The sequence below is a fragment of the Vibrio aestuarianus genome (assembly GCF_012395185.1).
In the GTDB taxonomy this organism is placed as follows: Bacteria; Pseudomonadota; Gammaproteobacteria; order Enterobacterales; family Vibrionaceae; genus Vibrio; species Vibrio aestuarianus.
The window spans coordinates 1-13,728 of record NZ_JAAZTU010000037.1; the positions used below are offsets into that span (position 1 = coordinate 1).

Below are 13,728 nucleotides of genomic sequence, written 5' to 3' on the forward strand. Positions count from 1 at the left end.
TGTAATGGGCTATGTGAGTGCGTCAATCGTCGCGATGTGTAGTGTTTTCTTGTTTAGTGACGCGGCGTACACCGTAATCTACAGTTGAGTGGTCGTCGGCAGCGTCAGATGTGTATAAGGGCCAGATAAGTGTACTGCTCCCTTCGGGGATAACTGGCTCAACAGTGAAGACAGTACGTGTTTTTTCTACTAAAAAGGTAGGTATGTCATGGCAGAGCAATTTGCTAAAGCTTGGGAAGGTTTTGCTGCAGGTGAGTGGCAAAATGAAGTTAACGTTCGTGATTTCATTCAAAAGAACTATACGCCGTATGAAGGCGATGAATCTTTCCTAGTTTCTGAAGGTACTGAAGCAACTAACAAGCTTTGGGCTAAAGTAATGGAAGGTATTAAAATTGAGAACTCAACTCACGCTCCTGTTGATTTCGACACTTCTGTTATCTCTACCATCACTGCTCACGATGCAGGCTACATCGAAAAAGATCTTGAAACTATCGTAGGTCTACAAACTGAAAAACCACTTAAGCGCGCTATCATCCCTAATGGTGGTATCCGCATGGTTGAAGGTTCTTGTAAAGCATACGATCGCGAACTTGATCCAATGGTTTCAAAAATCTATACAGAATACCGCAAAACACACAATGCTGGTGTTTTCGATATCTACACTCCTGATATCCTAGCATGTCGTAAGTCTGGTGTTCTAACTGGTCTTCCTGATGCATACGGTCGTGGTCGTATCATCGGTGACTACCGTCGCGTTGCGCTATACGGTATCGACCGTCTAATGAAAGATAAACTAGCTCAATTTACTTCTCTTCAAGAGAAATTTGAGAATGGTGAAGATCTTCAAATGACAATGCAACTTCGTGAAGAAATTGCAGAGCAACACCGTGCGCTTGGCCAAATCAAAAAAATGGCTGCTAAATATGGTTTTGATATTTCTGAGCCAGCACAAACTGCACAAGAAGCTATTCAATGGACTTACTTCGGCTACCTAGCAGCAGTTAAGTCTCAAAACGGTGCAGCAATGTCTCTAGGTCGTACTTCGACTTTCCTAGATATCTACATCGAGCGCGATATTGCTGCAGGCAAGATCACTGAAGCACAAGCTCAAGAAATGATCGACCACTTCGTAATGAAGCTACGTATGGTTCGTTTCCTACGTACTCCTGAATACGATGAACTATTCTCTGGTGACCCAATCTGGGCAACAGAATCTATGGGTGGTATGGGTCTTGACGGTCGTACGCTTGTTACGCGTTCTAACTTCCGTTTCCTAAACAGCCTATATACTATGGGTCCTTCTCCAGAGCCAAACATCACTGTTCTTTGGTCTGAGCAACTACCTGACGGCTTCAAACGTTTCTGTGCAAAAGTATCTATCGATACTTCTTCTATCCAGTACGAAAACGACGATCTAATGCGCCCAGACATGAACTCTGATGACTACGCAATTGCTTGTTGTGTATCGCCAATGGTTGTTGGTAAGCAAATGCAGTTCTTCGGTGCTCGTGCTAACCTTGCTAAAACTATGCTTTACACCATCAATGGCGGTATTGATGAGAAGCTTAAAATCCAAGTTGGTCCTAAGATGGACAAGATTGCTGGCGAATATCTTGACTACAACGAATTGTGGGACAAGATGGACCACTTCATGGACTGGTTGGCAAAACAATACGTGACTGCACTAAACAGCATTCACTTTATGCACGACAAATACAGCTACGAAGCTTCACTAATGGCTCTACATGACCGCGATGTTATTCGTACTATGGCATGTGGTATTGCAGGTCTATCTGTTGCAGCTGACTCACTTTCAGCAATTAAATACGCGAAAGTTAAACCAATTCGTGATGAAGACGGTCTAGCCATCGATTTTGAAATCGAAGGCGATTACCCTAAATTTGGTAACAACGATCCTCGCGTTGATGACATCGCTTGTGAACTTGTTAGCGTATTTATGGGCAAAATCCGTAAGCTTAAAACATACCGTAATGCGATCCCAACTCAGTCTATCCTTACTATCACTTCAAACGTGGTATACGGTAAGAAAACAGGTAATACTCCAGATGGTCGTCGCGCTGGTACTCCATTTGCACCGGGTGCAAACCCAATGCACGGTCGTGATGAAAAAGGTGCTGTAGCATCATTGACTTCAGTAGCGAAACTACCGTTTGCTGATGCTCAAGATGGTATCTCTTACACCTTCTCTATCGTTCCAAATGCGCTAGGCAAAGAAGAAAGCAGCCAACGTGCTAACCTTGCAGGTCTAATGGATGGTTACTTCCACCATGAAGCTGGCATTGAAGGTGGTCAACACCTAAATGTGAACGTTCTTAACCGCGAAACTCTAGAAGACGCTGTTAAGCACCCAGAGAAGTACCCTCAATTGACTATCCGTGTATCAGGTTACGCTGTTCGCTTTAACTCGCTAACTGCTGAGCAACAAGCCGACGTAATCGCACGTACTTTCACTGAATCTCTATAATTCAGCTGATTAAATAGCTAGATAGTTTAAACCCCACTCATTGAGTGGGGTTTTTATTTATAACGACCAACCAACGGCACAATTCAACCTATTTTATATAAATGTAACCTTCTGCACATTTATGCCTCTTCTATCCTAGGTTTATCCACTTAATTCGTTCTTTTTCCTGTAGTATTTAACTTAATCTCCATTCGACAGTATTTGTATGAAGTTATTTTACATATTACCTTTAGCTTTGCTGAGCGCTTCAGCTCTCGCGTCGCAAAACTCTACACTCTCTCTAAACATAGATAACGACGGTGTATTTGGCGTCGATCGCGACTACACCAATGGCTTATTTTTAACCTATACCTCTGGATCCATTACACCTTATTGGTGGGCAAAGCCGCTCAGCCTGTCTGCATGGGGCGCCTCTTCTCTGGATAAGTGGGAAATCAGCATCGCTAACAAAATGTGGACACCTTCAGATATCACTCTCGAAAAACCAGAACCGAATGAACGCCCCTATGCTGGTTTTCTTTATGCTGAATTCAATTACATCAGTCTGCATCCTCAACAAGCATCTCGGTTTAATCTCACCCTCGGTACAACAGGCGAGTCTTCTCTTTCCGAAAAGGCTCAGAAAATAGTTCATGGGATCACTAAATCCGATGATCCTAATGGCTGGGCATATCAAGTCGAAGATCAAGTCGCTGGCAGTGTTGGATACCTTTCGCATTTCAAACTGGCGCGCTATCGCAGCTACTTCGGCACAGAACTGGAGTTTTCAAATGTTTCAGAAGCCAATATTGGTAATTTTCGCAGTGATGTATCCACCGGTTTTATGATGCGTTGGGGTGCTGACCTTGCTAACAATTTTGGTAGTGCACAAATTAATGCAGAAAACCCTTTTTATTCAGGGATGATAGGCGCTTCAAATTCTGGATGGTTTTTGTTTGCAGGACTCGAAGGCCGATACCGTTTTAATGATGTGACTATTGAAGGGGATAGACCTCTAAATGGCCTAGAATATGACCCACAGTACTACCAAGTCAATGTAGAGCATGTCCAGGCAACAGCAGTCGCGGGCGCTGCATGGTACATAAAACACTTTGGTGCCAGTTTGTCTTTTACTGCAAATACCTCTGAATACGAAGAAGACAAAAATTCCATCCACGGTGTGGGCAGCCTTTCATTTTTTGCCTTCTTCTGATCGGTTAGATTGTAAACCTCTGGCAGTCTGCATTTAAGCTGCTAGAGCGTTTATCAACAATTTGACTCGTTGCTCTGAGTTGCTCATTATTTTCCTCAAGTGATTTCATCGCGCTAGATATTTGAGTCATACTATCGGCCATGGAATGACTCGTCGTGGCCAGTTCGCGAATAGAAGCAAAGATTACTTCTGTTTGGTGAGCCGCCTCATCCGCTTTTTCGGTGATTTGTGAAATAGCCTGTATCGCGGCATTGCCTTTCTCTTGACCACTCAACATAGATTGCTCTGATTGGCTGATATAGTTGATCACTTCTGAACTTTCTTTTTTCATTGTTTCAATCGTATCTGAAATTTCAGCAACTGCGTCAACCGTTCTTACCGCTAAACTTCTCACTTCATCAGCCACTACGGCAAAACCACGGCCTTGTTCACCTGCTCTTGCTGCTTCGATAGCAGCGTTAAGTGCCAACAAATTGGTTTGCTCAGCAATTCCATTAATAATATCCATCACCGAATCAACTTTAGCAGAAGCTTGTTCTAATTGATGAATATGTCCTGCGGCTGCACTCAAAATTTGCCCTACATCTTTTAACGAATTAATAGCGGCAGAAATAACCTGCCCCCCTTCTTCTGCCGTTTGCATCGACGATTTACTAATATCAGCAACAAACTCTAATGAGTTCGAGACTTCCTGGGTAGTCACACTCACTTCTTCTGTGGCAGATGCCAATAGCTGAGTTTGCTCTATTACATCTGATTGATTATTGGCTAAGTTATCTAAGCCCATGTTGAGCTCAGCAGCGTTATCCGATAGCGCATCGCTGCTTTGCTGAACACCGCTAACTAATTGCCCAAGATTCTCGCAACTTTGATTAATGGCTATCGCCAGTTGATTAAATTCATCCTTAGCGTTTGTTGTAACCAGCATCCGTTGCGACAAATCACCTTGAGAAATGCTTTTCAATACTTGAATGGTTTGAGTTAATGAACGAGTCAATGAGAGATTCAACGTGACAAAAATAGAGATAGTCAAAACAGCCAAAACCGCGCAAGCTCCCAGCACCGACCACTGGGTTTGGGCTGCCGATTTACGAGCCGATTGCTGATATTGAAGACTTAATGAGGCTAATTTAGTTGATATATCTTGGATGACCTTTTTCGCTTGGTTTTCGCTCAAGATAAGATTACCTTCCATCACCCCAACCTGTTGAGAAAGCTGGCTAACACGTAAAAAAGTATCTTTGAACTGGTCTAATTCTTGTTCGTAAAGATCAAGCATGGCATATGAGTTCGAGACATTTTTAAACCCAGCCATGGAGCGATTGAATAACTTTAAATTCTGCTCATTAGGCTGTAATAAGTAGTTTTGTTGTGCTTTGACCATCACCTGAAAATCAGAGTTAATAGTCACCATGCCGGTTTCTTCGATTTTTTTCTCAATAGTCGCGGCTAAACGCTTCAACTCACCGAGCTTACCCTCGTCGACATTAAATCCTAGCTCAGACTTCAACTCTAACCAAGGACGTAAAGCGGCATCAAATTGAGTTACCGCTCCCTTTAACAAGGTGCCTTCTTGGCGTAATTTTGATAACTCTAGAAAACGGGCATTACTCTCCACATCTTTCATTAGTTGATTCAGTTTTTCGAGCGCAGATGAGACTTGATTACCATTCAAATCGTTAAGCTCAGAAGCAAGAGATAGCAAACTAGCTTGAGTGCTGTAGATTTTTAGAGAACCCGATGCTATCTCACTACTACGTTGATTCTGCTCATTCATAGCAGACAAGCTTTGTGAAGTATAAAATCCGAGCGAAAGAAATCCGATGCATAATATAACGATAAATAACGTTATTTTTTGTTTTTGAGAAAAATTAAGCGTACCCATAAAGCAATCCTTACTAACAGCGCGGCGTTAAATTCAACCATAAGGTCTATTAAAGTTATTGTTATAAAAATATTATTCATAACAATTCTATAACAGAATGCAGAGTTAGGAGCGATGTTTTTCAACTATAGAACTATTTTCAAGTCCACATTTCTCGCTAGCTCTATTTAATCCCCACTATTTGTAATAAAATAACGGTTAAATTACCTATTCGAGATGAGCTCATGTCAACAACTGGTCGTATTCATTCCTTCGAATCTTGTGGCACTGTCGATGGCCCCGGAATCCGCTTCATTGTTTTTATGCAGGGTTGCTTAATGCGCTGTATGTATTGCCATAACCGTGATACATGGGATACGCATGGCGGCAAAGAAGTCTCCGTCGAAGAGATCATCAACGAAGCAAAATCTTATCGTCACTTTATGAATGCCTCTGGTGGCGGTATCACCTGTTCAGGTGGTGAGGCCATGCTTCAGCCGGAATTCGTCAGAGATTTATTTAGAGCTGCGCAAGCGGAAGGCATTCATACATGCCTTGATACCAATGGCTATATTCGCAAACATACCGATGTTATTGACGAAGTACTTGATGCTACCGACCTAGTGATGTTGGACATCAAACACATGAAAGATGAGATACACCACGACTTCATTGGCGTATCCAATAAACGCACCCTCGATTTTGCTCGCTACTTACACACTATTGGCAAAAAAACCTGGCTTCGTTACGTGATTGTTCCAGGCTACACCGATGATGATGAAGCTGCTCATATGTTGGGTGATTTCATTAAAGATATGGATAATATTGAAAAAATTGAGTTGCTACCATATCACAAACTTGGTGCTCATAAGTGGGAAGCCATGGGTATGGAATATCCACTTGAGGGAGTTAATCCTCCCTCGAAAGAAACCATGGATAAAATCGTATCGATCCTTGAGCAGTATCACTCAAACGTAAAATATTGATTTAAAATCACCGTTATTTCGTAAAAAATACCAGCTTAGTGCTGGTATTTTTATAGGAAGGTTATTGTGCAGCTAGAAGAATTAGCAACGCTCTTTATCGTACTGACTGCAAGTTTAACAGCCATCTATGATGTACAGCATGTATTTGGGCCGAAATTTCGTTCAGACAAATCTTTTCAGCACCTTACTTATTTTGTGATTTTTGCTCTATTTCTTTTGTGGTCTGCACAAGCCGGTATCAAAGACGGGCTGCATATTCACTTTCTAGGCCTAACAACATTAACCATGATGTTTGGTTGGCGATGCGCCTTTGCCATGACAATTCCGGTGACATTTGCTCTCGCAGTTGTTGGAAAATTAGCTTTCTTAGATATTCCCGAATACCTGCTGCTATCATCCCTAATCCCAATTTTGCTCAGTTACAGCATATTTGCCTTGAGCTATCACTACTTTCCACGCAACATTTTTGTCTTCATTTTTATCGCAGGTTTTTTTAATGGAGCCATGACAGGAAGCCTACACCTTGCCATAAATACCGCTTATCAATTGATGTTGGGCCACTATGATTGGCAAGTCATCAAGGACAATTATCTCATCTTTGTTCCACTACTAGCCTTTCCAGAAGGGCTGTTAAATGGCATGTCACTGGCCATCCTATCCGTATTTAAACCAGAGTGGTTAAGAGTATTTTCAGACCGCGCTTATATCTATAATCACTTACATAAAAGTAAGTAAAAAATGGTTATCTTTTACACTAACCATATTGAATCCGTGTTGAGATCATGTTTCATTATCGATAATTCCTGTTAACCTTAGTCCATCAAAATAAAACATTAAATTTAGTGAGGCCAACTCCATGGAAATGACCAATGCTCAACGCTTGATTCTTTCAAACCAATATTTTTTGATGTCGCAGATGGATCCCAACAACGCGAATAAATACAAACGTCTGCAAACCATTGTTGAACGCGGCTACGAATTACAAATGAGAGAGCTAAACAAAGAATTTGGTTGTCTGACCGAAGCTGAATGTCGCGAAGTTATTGATATCTTGGAGATGTATCATGCCATGCAAGAGTCACACAAGATGCTTTCAGATTGCGATGGAAAAGAGGTTGATCAACGTCGCCTTCAGTTCTTAGGTTTCGATATCGCAAGAGAAGCTCAACTAGTTCATTACGTACGCTTCCTAGTTGATTCTGAAGGTTTGTATACGCAGTTCGATAAAGCTGACCACCATTTCAATAGCCAGATGCCAATGCTCGATAAATATCGTCGTATGTTAACAACTTGGCGTAACTGCCCACGTCAATATCATCTATCAGCCGCTGAGTTTAAGCAGATCTTCAACGCTTAAGGTTCACCAAAAGTTTTATTCTAAAGGCGCATAAATGCGCCTTTTTGCGTATTTACCCCTTCCAACAATTAAATCTAACGTTCGTCTTTTGTATAGAGCCTTTGATATTCATGAAATAAATGCCTTAGCCTCAGACTCGCTATTTACATCACGAATTGTAAATAAATACATAATTGTTAAGCAAAATTGCCAAAGTAGAACTAACCTTATGTGGTAAAGGAATTGTGTTTTTAAGCGGTGTTGTCAGTTAGACAGTTTTCAGAGGGGAATTCACTATGAGTATTTTTGACCACTTTCAGGCACGCTACGAGGCAGCCAAGGATGAAGAGCTTTCACTGCAAGAGTTTCTAGCACTATGTAAAGAAGATAAAAGTGCTTATGCCAATGCTGCTGAACGTCTCTTAATGGCGATAGGTGAACCAGAGCTGATTGATACAGCTAAGCACCCACGTCTTAGTCGTATTTTTTCAAACCGAGTCATTTCACGCTACAAAACTTTTGAAGATTTTTACGGCATGGAAGAAGCCATCGAGCAGATTGTCTCTTACTTAAAACATGCCGCTCAAGGTTTAGAAGAACGTAAACAGATTCTCTATTTACTTGGCCCTGTTGGCGGTGGTAAATCTTCACTTGCAGAAAAGCTGAAAGCTTTAATCCAACAAATGCCTATCTATGTTTTATCTGCTGATGGCGCACGCAGCCCTGTCAACGACCATCCATTCTGCTTGTTTGATGTCAACGAAGATGGCGAACTTCTCAAACAGGAATATGGCATCGAAAAACGTTATCTGCGTTCAATCATGTCACCATGGGCAGCGAAACGTCTGCATGAATTTGGTGGCGATATTTCCAAATTCAAAGTGGTTAAAGTAAAGCCATCGATTCTAGACCAAATAGCCGTTGCCAAAACTGAACCTGGAGATGAAAACAACCAAGATATTTCATCGCTCGTCGGTAAAGTTGATATCCGAAAATTGGAACATTTCTCGCAGGATGACCCCGACGCCTACAGCTACTCCGGCGCGTTATGTAAAGCAAACCAGGGTGTCATGGAGTTTGTAGAAATGTTCAAAGCACCGTTGAAGGTGCTACACCCACTATTAACCGCAACCCAAGAGGGTAACTATAACGGTACGGAAGGTCTGTCTGCATTGCCATTCGATGGCATGATCCTCGCTCACTCCAATGAATCTGAATGGCAAACATTTAGAAACAACAAGAACAATGAAGCCTTCCTCGACCGTGTATATATCGTGAAAGTACCTTATTGCTTGCGCGTTTCAGAAGAAGTTAAGATCTATCAAAAACTGCTCGAACACAGCGAACTATCCAAGGCTCCTTGTTCACCAAGCACACTAGATCTCTTGAGTCAGTTCAGTATTTTATCTCGCTTAAAAGCACCAGAGAATTCTTCTCTATTCTCTAAAATGCGAGTTTATGATGGAGAAACGCTCAAAGATACTGATCCTAAAGCGAAAAGCTATCAAGAATACCGTGACTATGCGGGTGTCGACGAAGGCATGTCAGGACTATCAACTCGTTTTGCGTTCAAAATTTTATCGCGCGTATTTAACTTTGACCAAACGGAAGTGGCCGCTAACCCTGTGCATTTGTTCTACGTCATTGAACAGCAAATTGAACGAGAACAGTTCCCACAAGAAACCGCTGAACGTTACCTCGAGTTTTTAAAAGGCTACTTAGTCCCACGTTATGTCGAGTTTATTGGCAAAGAAATTCAAACCGCCTATTTAGAATCCTATTCTGAGTATGGACAAAATATCTTTGACCGTTACGTCACCTATGCCGACTTCTGGATTCAAGATCAAGAATACCGAGATCCAGAAACAGGTCAGTTATTTGATCGTTCCTCTCTCAACAATGAACTAGAGAAAATCGAAAAAACAGCCGGTATCAGTAACCCCAAAGATTTCCGTAATGAAATCGTAAACTTTGTACTGCGTGCGAAAGCCAACAACAATGGTAAGAACCCAGTTTGGACAAGCTACGAAAAATTGCGCACGGTTATTGAGAAAAAAATGTTCTCCAATACAGAGGAACTGCTTCCTGTAATCTCCTTTAATACCAAAACGTCTTCAGATGATCAGAAAAAACACGATGATTTTGTCGCTCGTATGATGGAAAAAGGTTACACAGAGAAACAAGTAAGGCTGTTGTCTGAATGGTATTTACGCGTACGTAAGTCCTCTTAACTTCAGCAGGCCCAAATCCGTAACGGTATGTTAACCATAAGTTCTATGGTTAACATCCGGGAGATGTTTTCAAGGGGATACTCATGGCGCAATTCATCGACAGAAGATTGAACGGTAAAAACAAAAGTGCGGTCAATCGACAACGCTTTTTACGCCGTCATAAAGAGCAGATCAAAGAATCTGTTGCAGATGCTGTCAATCGCCGTTCCATTACCAATACGGAATCAGGCGAAGACGTATCAATACCTAATCACGACATTAAAGAGCCAGTCTTTCATCAAGGCAAAGGCGGCTTAAGGGAACGAGTCCACCCAGGTAATGATCAATTTATTACTGGAGACAAAATTGAACGTCCAAAAGGTGGTGCCCAAGGAGGAGGTTCAGGCGAAGGAGATGCGAGTGACAGCGGTGAAGGTCAAGATGAATTTATTTTCCAAATATCAAAAGACGAATATCTCGATATTTTGTTTGAAGATCTTGAACTACCCAACTTAGAAAAGAATCAAATCAACAAGATTACTGAATGGAAAACGCACCGTTCTGGTTACAAAACGGCAGGGTCAGCTTCCAATATCGCCATTGTTCGCTCACTACAACAATCTCTAGCTCGGCGCACCGCAATGACAGCGGGCAAACGCCGTTTGATGGCAGAGCTCGAAGATGAGTTATTACGTATTCAACATACCGAACCCGCACAAATGTTAGAGGAAAAAAGACTCCAACAAGAAATAGAGGAACTGCGGAAAAAAATTGAAAGTGTCCCGTTTATTGACACCTTCGATTTACGATTCAAAAACTATGAAAAGCGTCCGGTTCCTTCAAGCCAAGCGGTAATGTTTTGCTTGATGGATGTTTCAGGGTCAATGGATCAGGCTACGAAAGACATAGCAAAACGTTTTTACGTACTGTTATACCTATTCCTCACTCGTACCTATGAGAATGTGGAAGTAGTCTTTATCCGCCATCACACTCAAGCAAAAGAAGTCGACGAACATGAGTTCTTCTACTCGCAAGAAACGGGCGGTACCATTGTTTCTAGTGCACTCAAATTGATGAATGAAATTATTGAGCAGCGTTACCCACTAGGGGAATGGAATATTTATGCAGCGCAAGCATCAGACGGCGACAACTGGGCAGACGATTCACCACGTTGTAAGGAATTACTCACCACTCAACTGCTGCCTTGTTGCCAGTATTACGCCTATATCGAAATTACTCGTCGCTCACATCAAACCTTGTGGCACGAATACGAAAAATTACAGCCATCATTTGGCAATTTTGCCATTAAAAATATTCGCACCGTGGATGACATATTTCCTGTATTTAGGGAGCTATTCCAAAAGGAAACAGCTTAGGGAGGCGTGCTAATGACGACAAAAACTAAAGGGGCGGCTAAGCATAAAAACAAAATGCTACCAGATGGGCCCGACTGGACATTTGAAATTTTAGAACAGTACCACACGGAAATTCGCCGTGTCGCTGAGTTCTATCGGCTAGATACCTACCCTAACCAAATTGAGGTGATCACCTCAGAACAGATGATGGATGCCTACTCGAGTATTGGTATGCCGATCAACTACAACCACTGGTCGTTTGGTAAAAAATTCATTCAAACCGAGCAAGGCTACAAGCATGGTCAAATGGGTCTAGCGTATGAAATTGTAATAAACTCTGACCCATGTATCGCCTACCTCATGGAAGAAAATACCGTCACCATGCAAGCATTAGTTATGGCGCACGCTTGTTATGGACATAACTCTTTCTTCAAAGGTAACTATCTGTTTCAAACCTGGACGGATGCCAGCTCTATTATCGACTATCTGCTATTTGCGAAAAACTACATCACACAATGTGAAGAGAAATACGGCGTGTCAGAAGTCGAGTCTCTCGTAGACTCTTGCCATGCATTAATGAACTACGGAGTCGACCGCTATAAACGTCCAGAAAAAATATCCATTGCTGAAGAAAAAGTGCGACAAGAAGAACGTGAAGCCTATTTGCAATCGCAAGTTAATGAACTCTGGCGAACCGTTCCTAAAGCGAAAACCAAAGAAGAAGACCTTAAAGTTCGATTTCCTAGCGAGCCTCAAGAAAATATTCTTTACTTCATTGAAAAACACGCACCGTTACTCGAACCTTGGCAGCGTGAAATCGTACGAATTGTGCGTAAGATAAGTCAGTACTTTTATCCACAAAAACAAACTCAAGTAATGAACGAAGGTTGGGCAACGTTCTGGCATTACACTATTTTGAATCATCTCTATGACGAAGGTTTGGTCTCTGAGAAATTTATTCTCGAGTTTCTTCACAGTCACACTAGCGTTGTCGCTCAACCTTCCTACAACAGCCCATATTTCAGTGGTATAAACCCTTATGCTCTCGGGTTTGCTATGTTTCGCGATATTAAACGTATTTGTGAAGAACCCACAGACGAAGATAAAGAGTGGTTTCCTGAACTGGCAGGAACAGATTGGCTAGATGCCGTTCATTTTGCGATGCAAAACTTTAAAGACGAAAGCTTTATCAGCCAATATTTATCACCGAAGTTAATGCGCGATTTCAAACTATTTGCTGTGTTAGATGATGACAGAAAAAATTTTATTGAAGTGAGCGCCATTCATAATGACTCGGGATATCACGCAATACGAGAAAAGCTTGCTGCACAGTACAACCTAAGTAATTTAGAACCGAACATCCAAGTATTTAATGTTGATGTACGAGGTGACCGTTCGCTCACTCTTCAACATGTCCCCCATGAGCGTATTCCACTAGACCCAAGCTATGAAGAAGTCATGAAACATCTTTACCGTTTGTGGGGATTTGATGTCATTTTAGAAGAAGTAAAAGAAACAGGACGCAGAGAAATTCTGACCACTTGCCCTCAACGCGGAGATTACGATACCCGAATCTAACCATCTCCAATCGTTATATTAAAAGCGTACAGAAACCTTATGCCCTGTACGCTTTTACTTTTCAGCCATCTCCCAAGCCACTCACCCAGAGAAAAGTAATAATTTATTACAATGTCGTTCACATTTAATTCATCATGATTTTGCTTAAATAAAGACACTAACTTTTATAGGGATGTTTTTATGAAATACAACAAAATCATCATCGTAATCCACTGGATGATTGCTTTACTGTTTGCTTCGCTATTTTTAAGTGACTCACTACGTTCCTTTGCCGACAAAGGAAGCGAAATGCGCGTATTTTGGCTTAATTTACATGCGTGGTTTGGGGTGAGTGTATTTGCGCTCACTCTTGCTCGCTTAGCGGTAAAACTCGCAACACAAGCTCCAGCCCCTGTCTATGAAGATGGCATTATGAAAACGCTGCTCCGCGCTGTGCACATCATTCTTTATTTGATCACTTTGCTGGTGCCAATTAGTGGTTATCTACGCTTTGCAGGTAGAGGACGAGAACTCACAATAGCTGGTGACGCTATTCCATCAATCATTGATAAAAGCGAATGGCTTTACGATATAGGGAAAGCGGCTCATGGCGAAGTGATGCAAATTTTGGTGTTAACGGTTATTGGAGGCCATATCGCAGCAGCACTCTACCACCACTTTATTATGAAAGATCAAACTATGTCACGAATTAAACTTAACTAGCCATCAAGACGATAGCTAAT

10 protein-coding genes are annotated in these 13,728 nt (G+C 41.8%); 9 read left to right on the top strand and 1 reads right to left on the bottom strand.

The genetic code is table 11. The annotated features are described in order from the left end of the window. The first annotated feature begins 208 nt into the window (after positions 1-208). Together pflB and HGG78_RS15425 are read left to right on the top strand one after the other, a co-directional pair. Positions 209-2,485, top strand: a complete 2,277-nt coding sequence (pflB, locus tag HGG78_RS15420) for a formate C-acetyltransferase (protein WP_053310078.1) — start codon at positions 209-211, stop codon at positions 2,483-2,485. 205 nt (positions 2,486-2,690) lie between these two features. Beyond that, positions 2,691-3,677 carry a lipid A deacylase LpxR family protein gene (locus HGG78_RS15425; RefSeq protein WP_172533425.1) on the top strand — a complete coding sequence of 329 codons (987 nt, stop codon included), beginning with the start codon at positions 2,691-2,693 and terminating at the stop codon, positions 3,675-3,677. Between the two features lie 4 nt (positions 3,678-3,681). Here HGG78_RS15425 and HGG78_RS15430 read toward each other — a convergent pair whose 3' ends face one another. Then, complete coding sequence (locus tag HGG78_RS15430; protein WP_053310080.1) at positions 3,682-5,562, bottom strand: methyl-accepting chemotaxis protein; 1,881 nt, start codon at positions 5,560-5,562, stop codon at positions 3,682-3,684. 224 nt (positions 5,563-5,786) lie between these two features. On the opposite strand from HGG78_RS15430, the gene pflA reads away from it, so the two are divergent. The 7 genes from pflA (at position 5,787) to HGG78_RS15465 (ending at position 13,708) form a co-directional block, all read left to right on the top strand. Further along, complete coding sequence (gene pflA, locus HGG78_RS15435; protein WP_053310081.1) at positions 5,787-6,527, top strand: pyruvate formate lyase 1-activating protein; 741 nt, start codon at positions 5,787-5,789, stop codon at positions 6,525-6,527. Positions 6,528-6,623: 96 nt separating this feature from the next. Further along, a complete protein-coding gene (locus tag HGG78_RS15440) occupies positions 6,624-7,262 on the top strand; it encodes an energy-coupling factor ABC transporter permease (protein WP_338326145.1) in 639 nt (212 codons plus the stop codon). Between the two features lie 121 nt (positions 7,263-7,383). Next, positions 7,384-7,884, top strand: coding sequence for a YfbU family protein (locus tag HGG78_RS15445; protein ID WP_172533427.1), 501 nt, complete (start codon positions 7,384-7,386; stop codon positions 7,882-7,884). 275 nt (positions 7,885-8,159) lie between these two features. Continuing rightward, positions 8,160-10,094, top strand: coding sequence for a PrkA family serine protein kinase (locus tag HGG78_RS15450; protein WP_053310084.1), 1,935 nt, complete (start codon positions 8,160-8,162; stop codon positions 10,092-10,094). Between the two features lie 83 nt (positions 10,095-10,177). Further along, on the top strand, positions 10,178-11,449 hold the full coding sequence (locus tag HGG78_RS15455) for a YeaH/YhbH family protein (protein ID WP_053310085.1): 1,272 nt from the start codon (positions 10,178-10,180) through the stop codon (positions 11,447-11,449). Between the two features lie 12 nt (positions 11,450-11,461). Then, positions 11,462-13,006 (top strand): SpoVR family protein, encoded by a 1,545-nt coding sequence (locus HGG78_RS15460; protein ID WP_053310086.1) that lies wholly within the window; start codon positions 11,462-11,464, stop codon positions 13,004-13,006. A gap of 180 nt (positions 13,007-13,186) precedes the next feature. After that, the gene (locus tag HGG78_RS15465; protein ID WP_171980691.1) at positions 13,187-13,708 is read left to right on the top strand and encodes a cytochrome b; all 522 of its coding nucleotides are present in this window, start codon (positions 13,187-13,189) and stop codon (positions 13,706-13,708) included. Positions 13,709-13,728: the final 20 nt, after the last annotated feature.

What these genes read in the sequence shown, in the direction of transcription:
- HGG78_RS15455 (WP_053310085.1), top strand. Translation starts at nt 10,178, where the DNA reads ATGGCGCAATTCATCGACAGAAGATTGAACGGTAAAAACAAAAGTGCG.
- HGG78_RS15430 (WP_053310080.1), bottom strand. Translation starts at nt 5,562, where the DNA reads ATGGGTACGCTTAATTTTTCTCAAAAACAAAAAATAACGTTATTTATC.
- HGG78_RS15425 (WP_172533425.1), top strand. Translation starts at nt 2,691, where the DNA reads ATGAAGTTATTTTACATATTACCTTTAGCTTTGCTGAGCGCTTCAGCT.
- HGG78_RS15460 (WP_053310086.1), top strand. Translation starts at nt 11,462, where the DNA reads ATGACGACAAAAACTAAAGGGGCGGCTAAGCATAAAAACAAAATGCTA.
- HGG78_RS15465 (WP_171980691.1), top strand. Translation starts at nt 13,187, where the DNA reads ATGAAATACAACAAAATCATCATCGTAATCCACTGGATGATTGCTTTA.
- pflA (WP_053310081.1), top strand. Translation starts at nt 5,787, where the DNA reads ATGTCAACAACTGGTCGTATTCATTCCTTCGAATCTTGTGGCACTGTC.
- HGG78_RS15445 (WP_172533427.1), top strand. Translation starts at nt 7,384, where the DNA reads ATGGAAATGACCAATGCTCAACGCTTGATTCTTTCAAACCAATATTTT.
- HGG78_RS15450 (WP_053310084.1), top strand. Translation starts at nt 8,160, where the DNA reads ATGAGTATTTTTGACCACTTTCAGGCACGCTACGAGGCAGCCAAGGAT.
- pflB (WP_053310078.1), top strand. Translation starts at nt 209, where the DNA reads ATGGCAGAGCAATTTGCTAAAGCTTGGGAAGGTTTTGCTGCAGGTGAG.